Here is a 20559-nt window from a genome sequence, read left to right as displayed (position 1 = left end):
CGGGTGTTGACGGTCTGGGGTCGGGCGACGTCGTCCAACGTCCAGGCCGTGATGTGGGCCATCGCCGAACTCGGTCTGCCCGTCACGCGGCACGATGTCGGCGGGCGGCACGGCGGGACCGATACGCCCGAGTTCGTCGCGATGAACCCCAACCGGACCGTTCCGGTCCTGCGCGACGGCAACGTCACGCTGTGGGAATCGGCGGCGATCCTTCGCTACCTCGCGAACCGGCACGCGTTGGGGACGCCGTTCTGGCCGGGCGACTTGGGACGACGCAGCGACGTGGATCGGTGGGCCGAATGGGCCAAGGTCGAGGTGGCGCAGGCGTTCACGGTGCCGATCTTCTGGCGGGTCGTGCGCACCGCGCCGGCGGCGCGCGACTAGCCCGCCATCCGGGCGGCGATGGCGCGTCTGACCGGGTTGCTGCGCATCGCCGACGACCGTCTGTCCGATCGACCGTATCTGGCCGGCGACGCGCTGACCGTCGCGGACATCGTGCTGGGCCACGTCCTGTTCCGGTATCACGACATGGACATCGAGCGCCCCGATCTGCCGAACGTTGCCGCGTACTACCGCCGCTTAACCGAGCGTCCGGCCTATCGCGACCACGTGATGGTGTCCTACGACGAGTTGCGCGCCGTCTGACTGGCCCCCGGGATCGCACCGGGGGCTTGCGGCCCAGTGCTCTTGACGCCCCGGCCCCGGGCCCGACATGGAGGGTGGAACAGCCAAACGAACAGGAGCCTGCCATGGCCTTCGAGCTTCCCGACCTTCCGTACGCCCACGACGCGCTGGCCGACAAGGGCATGTCCCGCGAGACGCTGGAGTACCACCACGACCTCCACCACAAGGCCTATGTCGACAACGGCAACAAGGCGATCGCGGGCACCGAATGGGACGGGAAGTCGCTGGAGGAGATCGTGACGGGCACCTATCAGTCCGGCGCCGTGGCGCAGAACGGCATCTTCAACAACATCAGCCAATTGTGGAACCACAACCAGTTCTGGGAGATGATGGGTCCTGGCGACAGCGCGATGCCATCCGAACTGGAGTCCGCCTTGGCGGAGTCGTTCGGCAGCGTGGACGCGTTCAAGTCCGAATTCTCGGCCGCCGGCGCCGGGCAGTTCGGCTCCGGCTGGGCCTGGTTGGTGAAGGACGGCGACGGGTCGCTGAAGGTGACTAAGACCGAGAATGGTGTGAACCCACTCTGCTTCGGACAGACCGCGCTGTTGGGTTGCGACGTGTGGGAGCATTCCTACTACATCGACTTCCGCAACAAGCGGCCCGCCTATCTGACGAACTTCCTGGACAACTTGGTCGATTGGGAAAACGTGGCGTCCCGCATGTGACGCTGGGTATCCCCTGGCCGCGGCTGCGTCCGGGGGGCCGCGCCGTCGCGGCGGGCCTGCTGTTCGGGCTGACCGTGGTCGGACCGCTCTGGGCGCTGCTCGTCGAGCCCCGGCGCCTGCGGGTGCAGCGCTATGCCCTGACCCTGCCGCGATGGCCGCGGGGCCACGACGTCCGCGTCGCCGTCGTGGCGGACCTGCATGCCGGCGGCCCCCATATGGTCGCGGCGCGCATCCGACGCATCGTCGCGTTGACCAATGCGCAGGCCCCGGACGTCGTGCTGCTGTTGGGCGACTATCGGGCGGATCACGTCGGCACGTGGCCCCGCCTTTGGACGGACCGGATCGCCTCGCTCCTGTCCGGCCTGTCGGCACCGGGGGGCGTCGTTGCCGTGCTGGGCGACCACGACTGGACGCAGGACCCGGCGGCGCAAGCCCGGGGGGCTCCACCCGTGCGCATGGGCGCGATGCTGGAACGGCACGGCATCCGCGTTCTGCACAACGACGCCGCCCGCCTTTCCGTGAGGAACAGGGCCTTGTGGGTGGCGGGGCTTGGGGATCAGCGCGCCCTCCACCGTCCGGAGGGACGCATTGGACTGGACGACCTCGACGCCACCCTGGGTGGCGTCCCCGACGACGGAACCCCCGTGATCCTGTGCGCCCACCAACCGGATGTCTTTCCGCGCGTGCCGCTGCGGGTGGACCTGACGGTCAGCGGCCACACCCATGGAGGGCAGATCCGGTTCGGGCCATGGGTGCCGTTCGTGCCGTCCCGCCACGGTGCGCGATACGCGCGAGGTCATGTCAGCGAGGGCGATCGCGACCTCGTCGTGTCGAGCGGGCTGGGCTGTTCCGGACTGCCGGTGCGGTTCGGCGTCGTGCCCGAGGTCGTGACGATCGACATCGCTGGCGGTGCGACCGATGGATCGTCCTAGGAACCGGGACGTATGCCGGGCGTTCGGATCCCGAACCTGCAAACGGAGAGATCCCATGGCCGAGCGCTACCGCTCCCAAGACGGAACCCGCGACACCGACGCCTTCATCGAAGGCATGCCCGAGACGCCCAGCCACCAGGGCCGGGCGGGGGGCGAGGTCGCCCGGGACGTCGGCACGGAGGACGCGCTGATGCGCGCGACCACGCAGGGCGCCCGCGGCGTGACCCGCGTGACCAAGAAGCACGACGAGGAGAACGAGGACGTCAACGACGCCGGGGGGCCGAAGCGATGACCAAGCTGCGCAACGGCACGCTGGTGGTCGTGGCCGACAGCGAGAAGGCCCTGTTCCTGGTGAATCGGACCGACGACGAGGATCCCCATCTGCAGGTCGTCGACAAGGAAACGGAGGACAACCCGCCCGACCGCGAGCAGACCGCGAACCGCCGCGGTCGCCAGTCGGAAAGCACGGGCCCCCGGACCTACGCCTACGACGAGACGGACTTCCACGAGTTGCAGAAGGAGCGGTTCGCGTCCGATCTGGCGGATCGCCTCTACAAGATGGCGCATGCCGGGAAGTACGATCACCTCGTGCTGGTCGCCTCGCCCCAGGTGCTGGGCGTGGTGCGCGACGAGATGCACAAGGAGGTCGCGGAGAAGCTGATCGCCACGATCGACAAGACGCTGACCAACCACCAGCTTCACGAGATCGAGGAGATCGTGAAGAACGATCTCGACGACGGATCTCCGGCGGCCGCCTAACCCTTCAGCAGCGACAGCGCGGCCCCCGCATCGGGGGCCGTCGCATACAGGGACGTCAACGATGGCTCGGCGAAGCGCCGGGCGACGATCCCTTCCAGGACCGCGGTCAAGCCGTCCCAGTAACCGGCGACGTTCAGCAGCACGATGGGCTTGTCGTGCAGTCCCAACTGGCGCCACGTCAGCACTTCGAAGAACTCGTCCAACGTGCCGGCGCCGCCGGGCAGCACGACGACCGCATCGGCGTTCATCAGCATCACCTTCTTGCGTTCGTGCATCGTCTCGGTGACCACGAAGCGCGCGAGATCGCGCTTTCCGACCTCGCGGTTCAGCAGATGCTGGGGGATCACGCCGAACGTATCGCCACCCGCCGCCTGCACACGGCGGGCCACCCGGCCCATCAGCCCTACGTCCCCTGCACCATAGACCAGCCGCCAGCCCCGAGCGGCGATGCCTTCTCCTAGGTCGTTCGCGGCAGAGGCGAAGGCCGGATCGGCCCCGTCGCGGGACCCGCAATAGACGCATACGGATCGGAATGTCATCGGGTCCTCCGGGGACGATAGGAGCGTCTTTTGACGCTAACGGTAGTGACGGTTATTCCTTGCACCAAAGCTCAGGGCCGCGCAGGGAGCGGGAATGACGCAGGGCAACAACATAGCGCTCGGCGCGGCGGCGGCCTTCGCGGTCGCGCTCGTGGTGCTCGCGGTTCTGTCGAACGACGAGGCGGGGTCGGTGGACGCGGTCGCCGTGGTCCCGGCCGATCGCCTGGACCGCGTGTCCGGCGATCGGGAGCCGATCGCCGCGGCCTCCGGGGATGCGACCGCAGCGCACGACGATGAGGACGGACCGGAGACGTCGGACGCGGTGAACCGGCCGGACGGGAGGGTCGACCCGCCCGCGACGCCCGCGATCCCCACCGCCGCGCCGAGCTTCGATCTGGTCCGGGTGGAAGGCGACGGGGCCGGGGTCGTCGCGGGGCGCGCCCCCGGAGGGCAGTCGGTCACGCTGCGCGTCGATGGCCAGGCGGTCGCGCGCGCCACCGCGGACGGACAGGGCAACTTCGTCGCGTTTCTCGACGTACCGGATACCGGCGTGCCCATGCTGCTGACAGTCGAGGCCGAGGATCGGGCCGGCGCGGTGACGCCGTCGCGCGGAGGCATCATCGTCGCTCCGCGACAGTCGCGCGCCGACCGTGACGGCGAGGCGGACGATGACGGCACGACGCGCATGGCCGATGCCGTCGAAGCGTGGGATCGAGCAAAGGGAGGAGAGCTACCGCCGTCCGACCCCGCAACCGGTGCCGTCGAGGGGGCGACGGGTGATGGACAGCCGGTGGGTCCCCCCCGGGTCACGGAACCAGGGGATGCTGTCGACGTCCCGAACCCTGTCCGTGGATCGGTGGACATCGCGAGTGGACGTGACGGCATAGCCACGTCCGACGCTTCACGCTCCGTCCCGGGAACGAAGTCGGACGACGCGACGGGACAACCAACCCTGTCCGGTTCCCGCCTGGCAGCGGCCATCGCATCCGTCGCGGGCGACGGGACGAATGGCGCTTCGGTCGCGAACGGCCCATTGATCGATAACTCGGACGATGACGCGGCTGATCCCGACGTGGGAACGCCGAACGCACGTGATCGGCCCGCTGACGGGTCCACCCTGGCGGGAGACGAGGTCGTGATCGCTGCGCTGGAACGCAACCCGGGGGAAGCGTCGGACGCGGCGCCGACGGTGCGGGATGGTGAAACCGATCCAAGCGGACCGTCCGTCGGGCCGTCGGGGGACGAGGCGAACGAGACCTCGCAGGCTCCGCCCGTCGTGGGCATCGCGTCCCCCCCCGTCGGCGTGCTCCATCAGCGCGTTTCCCCAGGCGAAGTGCCCTCCCGTGATCGTGGTGTCGCGAAGGTACCCGGGGCCGGGCCCGCCGCACCGATCGCTGCCCGGCCGGGCGGCCTGCCGGGCCGGCCGCCGCGCCCGGTCGGTGATGCCGATGCACCCATCGCAGCGGATGCGCCGCCGATCACCACCGCGCCTGCATCTCTGCCCGATGGTGATGCGCAACTGGCCGCCCGTGCCGATCCGCCCGCGCCGCGCCTGTTCCGGACGGGCCCCGATGGGGTCACGCTGCTGACGCGCGCGGACCGCCCCCCGCAGGTGGCCGAAACGTTGGGCCTCGACGCGATCAGCTACGATGCGACGGGCGACGTCCGGTTGACCGGGACCGCATCGCCCGACAGCGAGTTGCGCGTCTATCTTGACAATCGATCCGTGGGAACGATTCGAGTACCGGACGACGGCGTGTGGTCCTCGCCCCTGCCGGGGGTGGCGGAAGGGGTGTACACGCTGCGCATCGATGCGGTCGACGCGAGCGGGGGAGTCGCGTCCCGCCTGGAAACGCCGTTCCAGCGAAGCGCCCCCGACCTCGCGCGCGCCGCCCGGGCGGCGGGGATCAGCGCGATCACAGTGCAGCCGGGCTTCACCCTGTGGGCCATATCGGAAGGCTGGTTCGGAGACGGCCTCCAATACGTTCAGATATTCGAAGCGAACCGCGATCTGATCCGGGATCCGGACCTGATCTATCCGGGCCAGGTCTTCGCGCTTCCACGCAGCCCCGGTTCGCGCATCGAGTGAGGTGGCGGAACCGGCCGCCACCCCCTAGGTGTCGCGGATGAGCCCCCCCATCACCTATGATCGGCCCGACGGCGAAGCATCGGGCGTGTCCATCGTACGGCGTGTCGCCCCCTATGTCTGGCCCGATGGGCAGGGATGGGTGAAGCGCCGGGTCGTCCTCGCTTTCGCGGCGCTGTTCCTGGCGAAGATCATCGCGGTCGCCACGCCGTTCCTGTACAAGGCCGCGGTCGATGGCCTGACGCCGCAGACGGCGACCCCGGCCTGGGCGCTCGGCGCGGGGGCCGTCGCCCTGACGGTCGCCTATGGCCTGGCGCGGGCCATGACCATCGGGTTCCAGCAGTTGCGAGACGTCGTCTTCGCACCCGTCGGCCAGCGGGCGCTGCGCCGTCTCGCGTCCGAGACGTTCACGCACATGCACCGGCTGTCCATGCGGTATCACGTGACGCGCAAGACCGGCGGCCTGTCGCGGATCATCGAGCGCGGCGTGAAGGGGGTCGACTTCCTCCTTCGGTTCCTGTTGTTCAGCATCGGGCCGCTGATGCTGGAACTCGTCATGATCGCGGTCGTGCTGCTGCTCGCCTTCGACTGGCGCTATACTGCCGTCGTGGTCGTCACGATCGTCGTCTACGTGGCGTTCACGTTCCGGGTGACCGAATGGCGGGTGGCGATCCGGCGGGCCATGAACGAGCAGGACACCGATGCGAACCAGAAGGCCATCGACAGCCTGCTGAACTTCGAGACCGTGAAGTACTTCGGTGCGGAAGCGCGGGAGGCAGCGCGCTACGACTCCGCGATGGAGGGATACGAAAGGGCAGCCCTGCGAACGGCCTATTCCCTCGGGTTTCTGAACGTCGGGCAGTCGATCATCATCACGACCGGCTTGGTGACGGTGATGGTCATGGCCGCGATGGGCGTGCAGGCGGGCGACCTGACGGTCGGCGACTTCGTGATGGTCAACGCGTACATGATCCAGATCACCATGCCGCTGAACTTCCTGGGCACGGTGTACCGCGAGATCCGCCAGGCCCTGGTCGATATGGGCGAGATGTTCGGCCTGTTGGAGCAGCCCACGGAGATCGCCGACCGGCCGGGGGCGGCACCTCTGCGCGTCACGGGTGGCCGCATCGAGTTGCGCGACGTCCATTTCGGGTACAACCCGGAGCGTCCGATCCTGCAGGGGGTCGATCTGGTCGTCGAGGCCGGGCAGACGGTCGCCGTGGTGGGACCGTCGGGGTCCGGCAAGTCAACGATCGGGCGCCTTCTATTCCGCTTCTACGACGTGACGGACGGGGCGATCCTGATCGACGGCCAGGACGTGCGCGACGTGACGCAGGACAGCCTGCATGCCAGGATCGGCGTCGTGCCGCAGGACACCGTCCTGTTCAACGACACGCTGCGCTACAACATCGCGTACGGACGACCGAACGCGTCCTTCGCGGAGGTGGAGGCCGCGGCCCGCGCAGCCAAGGTGGACGGGTTCATCCGGTCCCTGCCGCAGGGTTACGAGACGGCCGTAGGCGAGCGCGGACTGAAGCTGTCCGGCGGCGAAAAGCAGCGGGTGGGGATCGCGCGGACCCTTCTGAAGGACCCGCCGATCCTGGTGCTCGACGAGGCCACGAGTGCGCTGGACACCGAGACGGAGCGCGACATCCAGAACGAGCTCCGCCTGATGTCCCGCGGTCGCAGCGTCATCACCATCGCGCACCGCCTGTCCACGGTGGTCGATGCCGATCGCATCGTCGTCTTGGAAGGCGGAGTGATCGTCGAGGAAGGCACGCATGACACCTTGCTGACTCGGGACGGCCGCTATGCGGCGATGTGGCATCGCCAGGCTGCCGAGGCGGAGGAGGGCGAGGCGGCCTAGGGCCGCGTAGCGACGATCAGAACAGTTCCACGGCGCCCGTGTCCAACGCGCCGCTGCGCTCCATCGGCGACAGGAGGCGATGGCGCAGCGTTTCCTGGCTGGCGACGGCGACCGCATCGGCCAGCGGCGGGGCGTGGGCCAGCCGCGCGAAGATCGCGCTCATGTCCTCCAAGGTCTGACACACCCGGTCCAGGGCCTGAGCGGTCTGCACCATGTGGTCGGGGATCATCGTGCCGGGGATCTCCGAAAGGTCGTCCTGGAGGGATCGCAGCTGGGAGGTCAGGTCCAGCGCCTCGTCGGACAGGGCAATGCAGAAGGAGGCGTCCCATTCGGGATCGCCCGGCCCGCCGCCCGCCGTCGCGGTGCCCCCGTTGCGCGTCATAGCCGACCGACGACCGATTCCACGGCGGCGCGCAGGTCGCTGGGCTGGAAGGGCTTGGTCAGGAAGTTGTTCATGCGAAGCTTCTTGCCGGCTTCCAGCAGGGCGTCATCGGCCCGGCCCGAGATCAGCAGGAAGCCCGTCTTCGCGGTCGCGGCGTTGCTGCGCACCGCATGGAGCAGGCGCAGCCCATCCATGTTCGGCATGTTATAGTCCGAGATGATCAGGTGGACCGGGCGCCGGCCGAGGCTCTCGAGCGCCTTCTCGCCGTCCTCCGCGTATTCGACGTGGCGCACGCCGAACCCGTCGAGCGCCTGCAGGATCAGCCCCCTGCTCGTCGAGGTGTCGTCCACCACGAGGACGCGCAGCTTGTCCCTCACTGACATCGCAGGCTTCTCCCCGAATCGTCGCGGCGGTAACAGGTCGTCCCGATCCGCTGCATGTCCCGTTCCCCCGGCTCGCCCTTCAGCAGCCGCTCGCTGTGACCGAGGCAGAGCATGCCGCCGGGCCGGACGGCGCGGATCAGGTCGCGCTGCACGCGGGCCTTCGTCGCATCGTCGAAGTAGATCATCACGTTACGGCACAGGACGACGTCGAACTGGGCCTGCACCGGCCGGTCGCCCACCAGGTTGTGGCGACGCAATTCGATGCACGGGCGCAGGCGCGCGGCGAGGCCGAACGTGCCATCGGTGTGCTGGTCGAGCGCCCCGGCATGGCGGACCGTCCGATCCGGCGGCAGGGCCGTCCCCGGGTACCGGCCCCGCGCGACGGCGGCCATGGCCTCGTCGTCGATGTCGGTGGCCAGGACACGTAGCCGCTTCGGGTCGAGGGTCGGAACCGCTTCCGCGATGGCCAGCACCGCGGATACGGCTTCCGAACCGTCGGACGACCCGGCCGACCAGAGGCCGTAGGGACGTTCGATCTGGTGATGCATCCGCGCGCGGGCATCGGCCGCGATCGCGTCGAAATGGTGGGGCTCGCGAAAAAAGCCGGTCACGTTCGTCGTCAGCGCGTTCACCAACTCCCGGCGTTCCGATGATCCGGCGGTGCCGGCGGCATCGAGCAGGTCACAGTAGTCCGCATAGTCCGTCAGGCCCAGCATCCGCAGGCGCCGCCGCAAGCGGGCGCGGATCATCGCCGCCTTCGACGGTTGAAGGTGGATGCCGGCCTCGTCGTGCAGGACGGTGGCGATGCGGCGGAACGTGGGCTCGTCCAGCGCGATCAATTCGCCTCCTCGACGCGGGTCTTGGCCGCGTCCCCCATCTCGTGCCGGGTCGGCTGAAGCGCGGAGAGTTGCAGGACCTGGATCATGCCCTCGTCCGCTAGGATCAACCCCGCGATGAGGTCCGACACCTCCGCGCTCGATTCGGGCAGGGGTTGGTGGTCGTCGGGTCCGGGAGCGACGATGTCGGCCACCGCTTCCACCAGCAGGCCGACCGGACGGTCGTCGACTTCGACCACGACGAAGACGTTCCGAGGGGCCGGCTCCGTGGGACCCATGCCAAGGCGCATCGCCAGATCGACGACGGGCAGCACGGTGCCCCGCAGGTTGACGACCCCCAGCAGGTGGGACTGGGCATGGGGCAGGGAAGTCGGATTTGACCAGTTCCGAATCTCGCGAACCTCCGTGATGGGCGCGGCGAACCGCTTTCCATGCGTCAGGAAGGTCAGGTACTCGACCCGTCCCTGTATGTCCGCATTGCCCGCGGCCGACGGCGCGGGGACGGAATCGATTGCGGCGGCGGCGCTGGCGTTCATGAGGCGAGCCTTTCGGGTTTTGCGTGCGATCGACGGGCGAGCATCTGCAGGCCCACGCCGTCGAGGATGAGGGCGACCTGACCGTCGCCGAGGATCGTCGCCGCCGACACGCCGGGAATGCGGCCGACGCTCTCGCCCAGGCCCTTCACGACGACTTGGCGCTGCGATTCGATGCCGTCGACCACGAGGGCGAAGGGCGCGCCGTCGCCGGGCTCGATCAGCAGGACGGTACGCTCCTCCTCCACGACACCGACATAGGGGCGGCCCAGCAACAGGCCCAGGTCGAACATCGGGACCATGTGGTCCTGCATCAGCACGACCTGCCCGCCGCCCGCCACGCCTTCGATCTTCGATCCCTCGAGGATCTGCGTCTCGACGATGGATGCCAGCGGCAGCACGTATCGTTCGCCACGGCACGAGACGATCATTCCATCCAGGATCGCGAGGGTCAGCGGCAAGCTGACGGTTAGCTTCGTCCCTCTGCCCGGATCGGACTGGATCGCGATGGTGCCCGACAGATCCTGGATCGCGCGGTTCACGACATCCATGCCAACGCCGCGCCCCGACAGTTCCGATACCTGATCGGAGGTCGAGAAGCCGGGCAGGAACAGGAGGCGGTCGATCTCGGCCGGCTCCGGGTTCGTGTCCGCCTCGATAAGCCCCTTCTCGCGCGCCTTCGCCAGGACCTTCGCGCGGTCGATGCCCGCCCCGTCATCCGCGATCTCGACCAGGACGCGATCGGACCGCTGCGCCGCGGACAGGGTTATGGTGCCGGTGGCGGCCTTGCCCGCCGCCTTGCGCGTCTTCGGTTCCTCCAGGCCATGATCGACCGCGTTTCGGATCATATGCGTCAACGGATCGGCCAGCAGTTCGATCACCGTCTTGTCGATCTGCGTGTCCTCGCCCGACGTGGTCAGGCGGACGTCCTTGCTCGTCATCTGCGCGGCCTCGCGCACGATGCGGGACATGCGCTGGAACAGCGGCTTCACCGGCAGGGCGCGGATGGCCATGACGCTATCCTGCACTTCCAGCGTCAACTGGTTGAGGCTGTCGAGCGTGCCGACGAGTTCCTGGTGCCGTGCCGGCTCGGAGGCGATCTGCGACAACATGGCCTGCGCTATGACGATCTCGCCGACGAGGTTCACCAAGTCATCCACGCGCTGGAGATCGACGCGGACACTGGTGGACTGAGGCTTCGCGCGCATCTCGGAGGGATTGACGCCGGTGCCGGGCTTCTTCGCGACGGGGCGCGCGGATGTGCCCGCCGCGGGCGGCAGGGGCACCACGGCGGCTTGCGGTAGCGGACCGAGCTGCACCGCGCCAGCGGACTCGGGTCGCGGGGCCGCCGTCGGGTCGGGGGACGGAACGGACGGCGGCGGCGGTGCCGACGTCGTCGGGTCGATCGCGGGGTTTGCGATCGGCTCGGGCAGCGTATCGTCGCGCGCAGGGGTTCCCTCCACGATCTTCAGGTGGCAGAGGCCTTCGGCGAAGTCGAAGACGTTCTCGATCTCGGTGCGCGTCAGATCGAATGCCGTGGGGATCAAATGGACCCGCCACCGCAGCATCAGGTCCGACGGGTCGAGCCGGTCGAGGCCAGGCAGACCGGTCGTGTCGCACGACACGCGCAACTCGCCGAGCACGGCCAGCGAGCGAAAGAAGTAGAGCGGCTCGTTGCCGCTGGTCAGCAGGCCGGGCAGGGGTTCGAAGTCGATCGTCCAATCCCGCACAGCACCGGTCGGCAAGGCGGGTGTCGGCCCATCGTCATCGGGCGCCCCCTCCGGATCCGGAAGGTCCGGCAGATCATCGAGCCCGTCGAGCGCGAGCGGCGCGAAGACCGGCTCCGCCGCGGGTGGTGCGGATGCGGCGCCGCCGTTCGGGTCGAGTGAGGACAGTTCGGCCTTCGCGGCCGCGATCGCGCCGGCATCCGGTACTTCGTCCCGAGCGGTAGCCCGGGCCACGTCCGCCAGCACGTCCGCGGCCCGCAGGAGCACCATCACGACGTCCTGATCCAGTGCCAGCGTCCCCGACCGAACCTGATCCAGAACGTTCTCGAACGCGTGCGCATAGTCGGTCAGCACGTCCAGCGCGAACGCCCCGGCGCCGCCCTTGATCGAATGTACGGCGCGGAAGACCGCGCCGATCGTATCGCCGTCTCCTGCGCCGTCCTGCAACGCGAGCAGCCCTTCCTCGAGCTGGTCCAGCAGTTCGTCGCATTCCTCGAAGAACGCCTGCCGGATGGCCTCCATCGGATCGCTCATTGGAGACCGGTAACCGTGCGCAGCGCACCCACGAGGCGTGCGGGATCGAAGGGCTTCACGATCCAGCCGGTCGCCCCGGCTTCCCTGGCGCGGGTCCGCATCTCCTTCGCGCTTTCGGTGGTCAGGACCAAGATCGGGATCCCGTCATAAGCGTTCTGCTTGCGCACCTCGCGGATGAATCCGAAGCCGTCCATCCGCGGCATGTTGATGTCGGTCAGGATGGCATCGGGCGGCTCTGCCATGTCGGCGAGCGTCTCGATGCCGTGCTGCCCATCGTCGGCGAGGACCGCGTCGAAACCCTCGCGCGTCAGCGTCAGGTTGACCAGATCGCGAATGGTGCGGCTGTCGTCTATCGCGAGGACCTTCATGCGTGTCTTCCCGTCGGTTCGAAGCGTTCCATGGTGACCCCAAGAAGGGATGCGCTGTCCAGAAAGGCCTTCGATGGCTTCGCGATGCGCAGGCGTCGTCCGTCCTGCAACGCCGACAGAAGGACCTGGAGGCCTGCCGAGGTCAGTACGCCCACGCCGTTCGCATCGATCGTCACCTCGTCGCCCGCGTCCCTGATCTCGGCGGCAACGCCGGATGCGGTACGCAGATCGACGCGCTCCGGCAGGATCACCGTTGCGGTCGCGTCGGGGCCGGGATCGGCGGTGTCGGCCTTCGCGGTCATGCTCGTCCTTCCGGTGGTGTCGGAAGGGGCCTAGCAGCCGAAATGTTAATGCGAGGTTAGGGACGCGCGGAACCCGGCGTCATTCGCTTCCGTCGGTCTGCGCGGCGATGTCGGTCAGGTGGGCCGCGCAGCCCGTCAAGGCGGCGAAATCGTCCTCGACCACATCTATCGCGAAGTTCGTCATGAAGCCTGCGAAACGCCCCTTGTCCCGGAACGAATCGATGAAGCCCATCTCGCGCAGATGTCCGGACACGGCGCGGGCCACGCCACCCACGAGGACGATGCCGCCGAAGGGAAGATGGATCAGCGCGAGGTTTCCCGCCACCCGTCCCAGCATGCTCACGAACAGGCGAAGGGCGGCACGGGCGCGCGGATCGGTGTCCAGGTCCGCCATGATGTCGGCGGCACGACGCTCGTCGCTTGCGCCCGCTTCCAGCGCCAGCCAATGGTACACCCGCTCGAGGCCGCGTCCCGACAGCACGTCCTCGACCGCGGCGAAGCCGTGGGCCGTCGACAGATGCGTGCAGAGCCGCAGTTCCGCTTCCGTGCGGATCGGCAGGTTCGCATGACCTGCCTCGCTCGCGGGGACGATGCGTCCGGACGGGGCGTCGTAGACGGAGACCGCGTTGAACCCCGTGCCGACCCCGATCACCAGCCGGGGGGCCGCCTCCCGCCTGGGACCGTCGCAGACCGTGCGGACCGAACCGGATGCCAGATGACCCAGGGCATGCCCCTGGGCCTGCAGGTCGTTCAGGATCGCGCCGGAGCCCGCATCCGTCGCTTCGATCAGCGCGGTGATGTCGATGGACCAGTCCAGGTTGGTCAGGTGAGCCACTCCGTCCGCGACGGGCCCCGCCATCGCGATGCAGGCGCCCTTCGGCGACGGGCCACCCGTCTCGTCGCGATAGCGGCGCAGAACCGGGCCGAGGTTCGCGAACTCGCGGTTCGCGTAGCGACGGACGCTTCGGGGATCGACGTCGCGTCCGCGCGCCAACCCGACGCGGGTGTTCGTGCCACCCACGTCGGCAACGAGGAAGGGTCGGTCGTCCATGATCGGTTCCCTAGGCGGCGGTGGGCCGGGGGGCAAGCGGCCCGGCACGCCCAGTCAGCCGTCGGTCAACGCCCGCGCCATGGCGTGATAGCTGGCCTTCGGCGTCCGCGCCTGAGTGTCGTAGTCGACATGGATCAACCCGAACCGCTTCTCGTAGCCCAACGCCCATTCGAAGTTGTCGAGGAGCGACCAGGCCGTATAGCCCGTCAGCGGCACCCCCGTCTCGATCGCCTTCAGGCAGGCCTGGAGATGCTGATCGAGGAAGTCGATGCGGGCCGCGTCCTCCGCGCCGGGGACGTCGGCGTGGGCCATCCCGTTCTCCGTCACGAAGAGGGGCGTTTCCTGGGTGTAATCCCGCGCGATCCAGCCCAGCAGGTCGGTCAGACCCTGGGGATAGATCTCCCACCCCATGTCCGTCTTGGGCAGGGGGCCCACGACCGACCCCAACGCGGGCCATTCGCCCCCGGTGTCGATGACGCGGTTGCATGTGTAATAGTTGATCCCGAACCAGTCGAGCGGCTGGTGGATCGTCGCCATGTCGTCCTGCCAGCGATCGGGCATGTGGTCGCCGAAACCCTCCAGCACGTCGTCGGGATACGCGCCCCGGAACATCGCGCCGAGGAACCAGCGATTGTAGATACCGTCGAACCGTTCGGCCGCCGCGATGTCGATCTCGCGGTCGGTCGCAGGCAACGCGGCCTCGAAGTTGGTGGCCGCGCCGACGTTGGGCACCCGTTCGTCGCGCAGGACGGCCGCCGCCATGCCGTGGGCCAGCGCGACGTGGTGCATCGCGCGCACCCCGTCGCGCAGGGTCGACAGTCCGGGCGCGTGATGGCCGTGGTAGTGCGACAGCCATGCCACGCACCACGGTTCGTTCACCGGGGCGACGGAGTGGAGGCGGTCGCCCAGCTTGCGTGCCACCACCTCAGTGAAGTCGGCGAAGCGCAGGACCGTATCGCGCGCGGTCCAGCCGCCCTTGTCCGACAAGGCTTGGGGTAGCTCCCAATGGTACAGGGTCGCCATGGGCTTGATCCCACGGTCCAGCATCCCGTCCACCAGGCGGTCGTAGAACGCCAACCCTTCGGGGTTCAGCGACCGGCCGTCGGGCATGATCCGCGCCCAGGACGTGCTGAACCGATAGGCGTCGAATCCGCCGTCCCGCACGAGGTCCAGATCCTCCGGCCAACGGTGGTAATGGTCGCAGGCCACGGCGCCGTCGTCGCCGTTCAGGACCGCGCCCGGCCTGCGCGCGAACGTGTCCCAGTGCGTCCGGCCGGCCCCGCCGAAGCCGTGCCCCTCGATCTGGTAGGCCGACGTGGCCGTCGAGAACAGGAAGCCCGCCGGGAAGTCCGCCCGGGTGACCGACAACGCGGGCGTCGGTTGGTCTCGCATGGTCGGGCTCCTGACGGTGGGTCTGATCCGGTCGGGCGGCCTGATACGCCAGCGAATCGGACCACGTAAGGGGGGAGGACGGTAGGGCCGTTGACTTTGATGCACCGGTGCCCTTCAAACGATTCATAACGTGACGGTTTCATCGTCGTCGCGCCGGATCGTCGCGCATCGGACGTGGCGGCCATCGAACGCGAAGACGGCCCGCAGACCGGGCCGCAGGGAGGATACATGATCTTGAATAGACTTGCCGCCGGCACCGCGATGACGCTCCTGCTGGCAGGACCCGCGCTGGCCGACGGCCACACCGCCGTGTTCACGCCGGGCGAGGGACCGTTGGACTGGGCCGGCTACGACGCCTTCGCGGAAGCGAACGACCTGTCGGGGCAGTCGGTGACCGTGACGGGTCCCTGGACGGGGGACGAGAAGGCGAAGTTCGACGTCATCATGGCCTTCTTCGCCGACGCGACGGGCGCGGACGTGAACTATTCGGGGTCCGACAGCTTCGAGCAGGACATCGTCATCTCCGCGCGCGCGGGTTCGGCCCCCAACCTCGCGGTCTTCCCGCAGCCGGGCCTGGCGGCCGACATGGCGTCGCAGGGGCTGCTGACGCCGCTTCCCGATGGCACCGCCGAATGGGTGTCCGAGAACTTCTCCGCTGGACAGTCCTGGGTCGACCTCGCCACGTTCGAGGGGCAAGACGGCGAGGAGGACCTGTACGGGATGTTCTATCGCGTCGATCTCAAATCGCTCGTGTGGTACAATCCGGCCTCCTTCGACGAGAACGGCTACGACATCCCCGAAACGATGGAGGAGCTGAAGGAGCTGACCGACCAGATCGTCGCGGATGGCGGCACGCCCTGGTGCATCGGCCTGGGATCGGGCGCCGCGACCGGCTGGCCTGCGACCGACTGGGTCGAGGATATGATGCTGCGCACGCAGCCGCCCGAGGTCTACGATGCCTGGGTCAGCAACGAGATGTCGTTCGACGCGTCCGAGGTCGTCGCCGCGATCGAAGAGTTCGGCTACTTCGCGAAGAACGAGGATTACGTGTCCGGCGGCTCGCAGGCGGTGGCCTCCACCGACTTCCGCGACAGCCCGGCCGGCCTGTTCGCGATCCCGCCCGACTGCTACATGCATCGTCAGGCTTCGTTCATCCCCGCCTTCTTCCCGGAAGGCACGGTCGTGGGCGAGGACGTCGACTTCTTCTACTTCCCGGCCTACGAGGCGAACGACCTGGGCTCGCCCGTCCTGGGCGCGGGCACGCTGTTCGCGATCACCGATCCGTCCGAGGGGGCGAACGCGTTGATCGAGTTCATGAAGCTTCCGATCGCGCACGAGATGTGGATGGCGCAGGGCGGCTTCCTGACCGCCCACGGCGGCGTGAACCTGGATGCATACCAGGAGGACAGCCAGCGCGCGCAGGGCCAGATCCTGCAGGACGCCACGACGTTCCGCTTCGACGCCTCCGACCTGATGCCGGGCGAGATCGGCGCGGGCGCGTTCTGGACGGGCATGGTCGACTACGTCACGGGCGCCTCCGCGGAGGACGTGGCCGCCGGCATCCAGGACCGCTGGGACGCGCTGAACTGATCGCCCGTGCGATCCCGGCCCCCGCCTGACGGCGGGGGCCACACGCCCGCGCGGAGGAGGCGCGGGCGTCCCATCCGACGACCGACACGGGGGAGGAACGGTCCATGTCGCCACTTTTGCAGGGTATCCTGACGGTCATCATCGGCGTCGGTGGGTGCATCGGCTACTTCTGGTCCGCCAACTTCGTGCTGGACCGGTTCATCTTCCCGGCGAAGGGGCCGGAGGCGGGGCGCAACATCAACCGCGCGAACGCCGTGCGGCCATGGCTGTTCCTGCTACCCGCGATGCTCGCGCTGGGTCTCTACCTCGTCTATCCGGTCTTCGGCAGCTTCTGGCGCTCGCTGTTCAACCGCGCCGGAACGGACTTCGTGGGCTTCGGCAACTACGCCCAGCTGTTCGGCGACTCGGAGTTCCGGACGGCGCTGTTCAACAACATGCTGTGGGTGCTGGTGGTCCCCGCGTCGGCGACGTTCCTGGGCCTGCTGGTCGCGCAGCTGACGGACCGCTTGTCCTGGGGCAACATCGCCAAGTCGCTGATCTTCATGCCGATGGCCATCAGCTTCGTGGGCGCGTCCTTGATCTGGAAGTTCGTTTATGCCGTCGACCCGGAGATCGGGATCATCAACGCGATGCGCGACATCATCGGTCTGTCGCCGCTCGACCCGATGCAGGTCGGGTTCTGGAACAACTTCTTCCTCATGGTCATCCTGATCTGGATCCAGACCGGTTTCGCCATGGTCATCCTGTCCGCCGCCCTGCGCGGCATCCCGGAGGAGACGGTGGAGGCCGCGATCATCGACGGCGCGACGCCGGTCCAGATCTTCTTCCGCATCAAGATCCCGCAGATCATGGGCACGATCGTGGTGGTTTGGACCACCATCACCATCCTGGTGCTGAAGGTGTTCGACATCGTCTACACGATGACGGGGGGCAACTTCGGTACGCAGATCCTGCCGAGCTACATGATGGAATACATGTTCCGCGACGACGGGCGCGCGACCGCGGTGGCCTTCGTCATCATGATCATCGTCCTTCCCGTCATGATCTGGAACATCGTCCAAGCCCGCAAGGAGGTCCGCTGATGGCCGCTGCATCCGACGACGACGGCATCGCGGGCGGGCGTTCGGGCCTGTCCATCGTCACCAACCTGTCCGTCGTCTTCCTGGTCGTCCTGTGGCTCGTGCCGACGATCGGCCTGCTGGTGTCGTCCTTCCGCGACCGGGACGCCATCACCGCATCCGGCTGGTGGAACGCTCCCTTCCCGGTGGAGCAGAACTTCGCGGTGGGCGCGGATGGGGAGTTCGAGCAGACCCCGGAAGGCTGGGTGATCGAGGGGAACCTGTTCGGCGAAGGCGGATCGGGCGAGGTCACCGCCTTCGGCGGACGCCGTGCCGAACCCAACGCCTTCGAGCCCGGTACCACGGGCGAGCTAGTCCGCGGCCGCACCCTGACGGTCGAGACGAACGGCGACTTCCGATACGTCGACCCGGCGGAGGAGGAACCGCGCCGAGCGCCCACGATCTATTTCGGAAGCGAGGTGCCACCGAACTTCACGACGACCAACTACGAGACGATCCTGACCTCGGCGGGAATGGACGTTGCCTTCATTAACACGCTCACGGTGACGATCCCGGCGACCATCATCCCGATCCTGATCGCCGCCTTCGCGGCCTATGCGCTCGCGTGGATGGACTTCCCGTTCAGGGGCGCGCTGATCGCCATCGTCGTGGGGCTGCTGGTGGTGCCTCTCCAGTTGGCCCTGGTGCCGATGCTCCAGTTCCACAACGAGATCGGTATCGGCCAGTCGTTCTACGGGATCTGGTTCGCGCATACGGGCTTCGGGTTGCCACTCGCGATCTACCTGCTACGCAATTACATGGTGGGGCTCCCACGCGACATCATCGAATCCGCAAAGGTCGACGGCGCGACGGACTTCCAGGTCTTCACCAAGATCGTCCTCCCGCTGTCCTTCCCGGCGCTGGCATCCTTCGCGATCTTCCAGTTCCTTTGGACGTGGAACGACCTTCTGGTGGCCAAGGTGTTCCTGCCGTCGAACAGCGAATCCTGGGTGATGACGGTGAAGATCGCCGACGACCTGCTGGGATCGCGGGGCGGCGATTGGGGCATTCTTGCCGCAGCGGCCTTCGTCTCGATCGCGGTGCCCCTTGTCGTCTTCTTCACGATGCAGCGTTACCTCGTGCGCGGCCTTCTGGCCGGATCGGTCAAGTAGCGGCAGGGCCAGACGCATGAGCGCGATACCAGACACGGGCATCTCGGCCGACCCGTCGGCCGAGTGGTGGCGCGGCGGGGTGATCTATCAGGTCTATCCCCGCAGCTATCAGGACACGACCGGCGACGGGATCGGTGACCTGAACGGCATCACGCAGCGCCTGCCCTACATCGCGGCGCTCGGGGTGGACGCGATCTGGATCAGCCCCTTCTTCACGTCTCCGATGAAGGACTTCGGCTACGACGTCAGCGACTACCGCGACGTGGATCCGATGTTCGGGACGCTGTCGGACTTCGATCGCCTGATCGAGACGGCGCACGGTCTGGGCGTCCGCGTGATGATCGACCTCGTCCTGTCCCATTCCTCCGACGCCCATCCCTGGTTCGAGGAATCGCGTCGCAACCGGACCAATCCGCGCGCGGACTGGTACGTCTGGGCCGACCCGAAGCCCGATGGAACGCCGCCGAACAACTGGCTGTCGATCTTCGGCGGAACGGCCTGGCAGTGGGACGTGCGCCGCACGCAGTACTACCTCCACAACTTCCTCGTGTCGCAGCCCGACCTGAACTTCCACAATCCGGCGGTGCAGGAGGCGCTTCTCGACGTGACGCGGTTCTGGCTGGACCGCGGCGTGGACGGGTTCCGGCTGGACACGATCAACTTCTACTTCGCGGACGACCAGTTGCGCGACAACCCCGCGCTTCCCCCCGAACGCCGGAACGCGCAGATCGCGCCCAGCGTCAATCCGTACAATCATCAGGAACACGTCTACTCGAAGAACCGGCCGGAGAACCTGGTCTTCCTCGCCCGGTTCCGTGCGCTTCTGGACGAGTACGGCGCCGCCGCCGTGGGCGAGGTGGGCGACGCCCAGCGGGGGATGGAACTTCTGGGTGAGTACACCGCCGAAGGGCGCGGCGTTCAGATGTGCTATGCGTTCGACTTCCTATCTTGGGACCCGTTGACGTCCCAGCGGGTGGTGGAGGTCTTCGCGCACCTGAACGACGTCGCACCCCATGGCTGGCCATGCTGGGCGTTCAGCAACCACGACGTCACGCGCCACCGCACCCGATGGAACCTGGACGAGTCCGGCGCCCGCTGCTTCGCGACATTGATCCACGCCATGCGCGGATCCGTATGCCTGTATCAGGGCGAGGAACTAGGCCTGGCGGAAGCGAAGGTCGCCTACGAGGATCTACAGGATCCCTATGGGATAGAATTCTGGCCGGAATTCGCGGGCCGCGACGGCTGCCGCACCCCCATGGTCTGGGAAGCGTCGAACACCAACGGCGGGTTCAGCGAAGCGAAGCCCTGGCTACCCGTGTCGCCCGACCACCTGAACGACGCCGTGGCCTTGCAGGAACGTCGTGACGACGCGCTGCTGCACCATTACCGCGCCGTCGTGGGCATGCGCCGGGACATGCCCGTGCTTCAGACGGGTCCGCAGATCGCGACGGAAGCGACCGGCGACCTCCTGACCTTCATGCGAGTCGATCCCAAAGGCGGGGGCGAACGCATCTTCTGCGCCTTCAACCTGGGCGGGGGGGACACCCGGGTGAACCTACCGGCGGGCGGGGGGTGGGCGCCCGTGACGGGCATCGGCGGCGCGGAACCCGCGTCGGAGGATACGGACGTCGCCCTTGGGCCCTGGGGCTACACGATACTGCGTGCGGCGTGACCAGCGACCGGCAGGCCGGACGCG

The 20559-nt window shown here is 67.9% G+C and carries 22 protein-coding genes; 12 read left to right on the top strand and 10 right to left on the bottom strand.

Features of this window, described 5'->3' with window-relative positions; genetic code table 11:
- Positions 1 to 3 precede the first annotated feature (3 nt).
- The 6 genes from P0084_RS01925 to P0084_RS01900 all read left to right on the top strand — a co-directional run bounded on the left by P0084_RS01925 (position 4) and on the right by P0084_RS01900 (position 3040).
- Positions 4 to 384, top strand: coding sequence for a glutathione S-transferase (locus tag P0084_RS01925; protein WP_308915110.1), 381 nt, complete (start codon positions 4 to 6; stop codon positions 382 to 384).
- 6 nt (positions 385 to 390) lie between these two features.
- Positions 391 to 645 carry a glutathione S-transferase C-terminal domain-containing protein gene (locus P0084_RS01920; RefSeq protein ID WP_308915304.1) on the top strand — a complete coding sequence of 85 codons (255 nt, stop codon included), beginning with the start codon at positions 391 to 393 and terminating at the stop codon, positions 643 to 645.
- Between the two features lie 104 nt (positions 646 to 749).
- Entirely contained in the window at positions 750 to 1349 is a 600-nt protein-coding gene (locus tag P0084_RS01915; protein ID WP_308915109.1) for a superoxide dismutase, read from the top strand.
- Complete coding sequence (locus tag P0084_RS01910; protein ID WP_308915108.1) at positions 1346 to 2281, top strand: metallophosphoesterase; 936 nt, start codon at positions 1346 to 1348, stop codon at positions 2279 to 2281. Before P0084_RS01915 ends, P0084_RS01910 begins: the two co-directional genes overlap by 4 nt.
- Positions 2282 to 2336: 55 nt before the next feature.
- Positions 2337 to 2573, top strand: coding sequence for a hypothetical protein (locus P0084_RS01905; RefSeq protein ID WP_308915107.1), 237 nt, complete (start codon positions 2337 to 2339; stop codon positions 2571 to 2573).
- Positions 2570 to 3040: a host attachment family protein gene (locus tag P0084_RS01900; protein WP_308915106.1), complete on the top strand. Its 471-nt coding sequence runs from the start codon at positions 2570 to 2572 to the stop codon at positions 3038 to 3040. Before P0084_RS01905 ends, P0084_RS01900 begins: the two co-directional genes overlap by 4 nt.
- On the opposite strand, the gene P0084_RS01895 is transcribed toward P0084_RS01900, so the two are convergent.
- Positions 3037 to 3579, bottom strand: coding sequence for an LOG family protein (locus tag P0084_RS01895; protein WP_308915105.1), 543 nt, complete (start codon positions 3577 to 3579; stop codon positions 3037 to 3039). The genes P0084_RS01900 and P0084_RS01895 overlap by 4 nt on opposite strands.
- A gap of 94 nt (positions 3580 to 3673) precedes the next feature.
- Here P0084_RS01895 and P0084_RS01890 point away from each other — a divergent pair, with 94 nt between their 5' ends.
- Entirely contained in the window at positions 3674 to 5668 is a 1995-nt protein-coding gene (locus P0084_RS01890) for a LysM peptidoglycan-binding domain-containing protein (protein WP_308915104.1), read from the top strand.
- A 37-nt stretch (positions 5669 to 5705) separates the two neighbouring features.
- Positions 5706 to 7532 carry an ABCB family ABC transporter ATP-binding protein/permease gene (locus P0084_RS01885; RefSeq protein WP_308915103.1) on the top strand — a complete coding sequence of 609 codons (1827 nt, stop codon included), beginning with the start codon at positions 5706 to 5708 and terminating at the stop codon, positions 7530 to 7532.
- A gap of 16 nt (positions 7533 to 7548) precedes the next feature.
- Here P0084_RS01885 and P0084_RS01880 read toward each other — a convergent pair whose 3' ends face one another.
- From P0084_RS01880 to P0084_RS01840, 9 genes are all read right to left on the bottom strand, one after another.
- Positions 7549 to 7914, bottom strand: a complete 366-nt coding sequence (locus tag P0084_RS01880) for a hypothetical protein (RefSeq protein ID WP_308915102.1) — start codon at positions 7912 to 7914, stop codon at positions 7549 to 7551.
- On the bottom strand, positions 7911 to 8297 hold the full coding sequence (locus P0084_RS01875; protein WP_308915101.1) for a response regulator: 387 nt from the start codon (positions 8295 to 8297) through the stop codon (positions 7911 to 7913). Before P0084_RS01875 ends, P0084_RS01880 begins: the two co-directional genes overlap by 4 nt.
- On the bottom strand, positions 8288 to 9136 hold the full coding sequence (locus P0084_RS01870; RefSeq protein WP_308915100.1) for a CheR family methyltransferase: 849 nt from the start codon (positions 9134 to 9136) through the stop codon (positions 8288 to 8290). Before P0084_RS01870 ends, P0084_RS01875 begins: the two co-directional genes overlap by 10 nt.
- Positions 9133 to 9669, bottom strand: a complete 537-nt coding sequence (locus P0084_RS01865) for a chemotaxis protein CheW (RefSeq protein ID WP_308915099.1) — start codon at positions 9667 to 9669, stop codon at positions 9133 to 9135. Before P0084_RS01865 ends, P0084_RS01870 begins: the two co-directional genes overlap by 4 nt.
- On the bottom strand, positions 9666 to 11927 hold the full coding sequence (locus tag P0084_RS01860) for a chemotaxis protein CheA (RefSeq protein ID WP_308915098.1): 2262 nt from the start codon (positions 11925 to 11927) through the stop codon (positions 9666 to 9668). Before P0084_RS01860 ends, P0084_RS01865 begins: the two co-directional genes overlap by 4 nt.
- Positions 11924 to 12295 (bottom strand): response regulator, encoded by a 372-nt coding sequence (locus P0084_RS01855; protein ID WP_308915097.1) that lies wholly within the window; start codon positions 12293 to 12295, stop codon positions 11924 to 11926. Before P0084_RS01855 ends, P0084_RS01860 begins: the two co-directional genes overlap by 4 nt.
- Complete coding sequence (locus tag P0084_RS01850) at positions 12292 to 12597, bottom strand: STAS domain-containing protein (RefSeq protein WP_308915096.1); 306 nt, start codon at positions 12595 to 12597, stop codon at positions 12292 to 12294. Before P0084_RS01850 ends, P0084_RS01855 begins: the two co-directional genes overlap by 4 nt.
- A gap of 79 nt (positions 12598 to 12676) precedes the next feature.
- Positions 12677 to 13648: a glucokinase gene (locus P0084_RS01845; RefSeq protein WP_308915095.1), complete on the bottom strand. Its 972-nt coding sequence runs from the start codon at positions 13646 to 13648 to the stop codon at positions 12677 to 12679.
- Between the two features lie 54 nt (positions 13649 to 13702).
- A complete protein-coding gene (locus P0084_RS01840; protein ID WP_308915303.1) occupies positions 13703 to 15016 on the bottom strand; it encodes a GH1 family beta-glucosidase in 1314 nt (437 codons plus the stop codon).
- Between the two features lie 252 nt (positions 15017 to 15268).
- On the opposite strand from P0084_RS01840, the gene P0084_RS01835 reads away from it, so the two are divergent.
- From P0084_RS01835 to P0084_RS01820, 4 genes are all read left to right on the top strand, one after another.
- Positions 15269 to 16630 carry an ABC transporter substrate-binding protein gene (locus P0084_RS01835; protein WP_374213576.1) on the top strand — a complete coding sequence of 454 codons (1362 nt, stop codon included), beginning with the start codon at positions 15269 to 15271 and terminating at the stop codon, positions 16628 to 16630.
- A gap of 104 nt (positions 16631 to 16734) precedes the next feature.
- Positions 16735 to 17712, top strand: a complete 978-nt coding sequence (locus P0084_RS01830) for a carbohydrate ABC transporter permease (RefSeq protein WP_308915094.1) — start codon at positions 16735 to 16737, stop codon at positions 17710 to 17712.
- Positions 17712 to 18860 (top strand): carbohydrate ABC transporter permease, encoded by a 1149-nt coding sequence (locus tag P0084_RS01825; protein ID WP_308915093.1) that lies wholly within the window; start codon positions 17712 to 17714, stop codon positions 18858 to 18860. Before P0084_RS01830 ends, P0084_RS01825 begins: the two co-directional genes overlap by 1 nt.
- 16 nt (positions 18861 to 18876) lie before the next feature.
- On the top strand, positions 18877 to 20535 hold the full coding sequence (locus P0084_RS01820) for an alpha-glucosidase (RefSeq protein WP_308915092.1): 1659 nt from the start codon (positions 18877 to 18879) through the stop codon (positions 20533 to 20535).
- Positions 20536 to 20559 lie beyond the last annotated feature (24 nt).

The organism is Jannaschia maritima (assembly GCF_030973515.1).
GTDB lineage: Bacteria > Pseudomonadota > Alphaproteobacteria > Rhodobacterales > Rhodobacteraceae > Jannaschia > Jannaschia maritima.
This window is presented reverse-complemented; position numbering and strand designations above follow the sequence as displayed.

Coding starts and splice junctions, on each gene's coding strand:
- P0084_RS01915 (WP_308915109.1), top strand. CDS start 750: ATGGCCTTCGAGCTTCCCGACCTTCCGTACGCCCACGACGCGCTGGCC.
- P0084_RS01905 (WP_308915107.1), top strand. CDS start 2,337: ATGGCCGAGCGCTACCGCTCCCAAGACGGAACCCGCGACACCGACGCC.
- P0084_RS01900 (WP_308915106.1), top strand. CDS start 2,570: ATGACCAAGCTGCGCAACGGCACGCTGGTGGTCGTGGCCGACAGCGAG.
- P0084_RS01895 (WP_308915105.1), bottom strand. CDS start 3,579: ATGACATTCCGATCCGTATGCGTCTATTGCGGGTCCCGCGACGGGGCC.
- P0084_RS01890 (WP_308915104.1), top strand. CDS start 3,674: ATGACGCAGGGCAACAACATAGCGCTCGGCGCGGCGGCGGCCTTCGCG.
- P0084_RS01885 (WP_308915103.1), top strand. CDS start 5,706: ATGAGCCCCCCCATCACCTATGATCGGCCCGACGGCGAAGCATCGGGC.
- P0084_RS01880 (WP_308915102.1), bottom strand. CDS start 7,914: ATGACGCGCAACGGGGGCACCGCGACGGCGGGCGGCGGGCCGGGCGAT.
- P0084_RS01875 (WP_308915101.1), bottom strand. CDS start 8,297: ATGTCAGTGAGGGACAAGCTGCGCGTCCTCGTGGTGGACGACACCTCG.
- P0084_RS01865 (WP_308915099.1), bottom strand. CDS start 9,669: ATGAACGCCAGCGCCGCCGCCGCAATCGATTCCGTCCCCGCGCCGTCG.
- P0084_RS01860 (WP_308915098.1), bottom strand. CDS start 11,927: ATGAGCGATCCGATGGAGGCCATCCGGCAGGCGTTCTTCGAGGAATGC.
- P0084_RS01855 (WP_308915097.1), bottom strand. CDS start 12,295: ATGAAGGTCCTCGCGATAGACGACAGCCGCACCATTCGCGATCTGGTC.
- P0084_RS01850 (WP_308915096.1), bottom strand. CDS start 12,597: ATGACCGCGAAGGCCGACACCGCCGATCCCGGCCCCGACGCGACCGCA.
- P0084_RS01845 (WP_308915095.1), bottom strand. CDS start 13,648: ATGGACGACCGACCCTTCCTCGTTGCCGACGTGGGTGGCACGAACACC.
- P0084_RS01835 (WP_374213576.1), top strand. CDS start 15,269: ATGATCTTGAATAGACTTGCCGCCGGCACCGCGATGACGCTCCTGCTG.
- P0084_RS01830 (WP_308915094.1), top strand. CDS start 16,735: ATGTCGCCACTTTTGCAGGGTATCCTGACGGTCATCATCGGCGTCGGT.
- P0084_RS01825 (WP_308915093.1), top strand. CDS start 17,712: ATGGCCGCTGCATCCGACGACGACGGCATCGCGGGCGGGCGTTCGGGC.
- P0084_RS01820 (WP_308915092.1), top strand. CDS start 18,877: ATGAGCGCGATACCAGACACGGGCATCTCGGCCGACCCGTCGGCCGAG.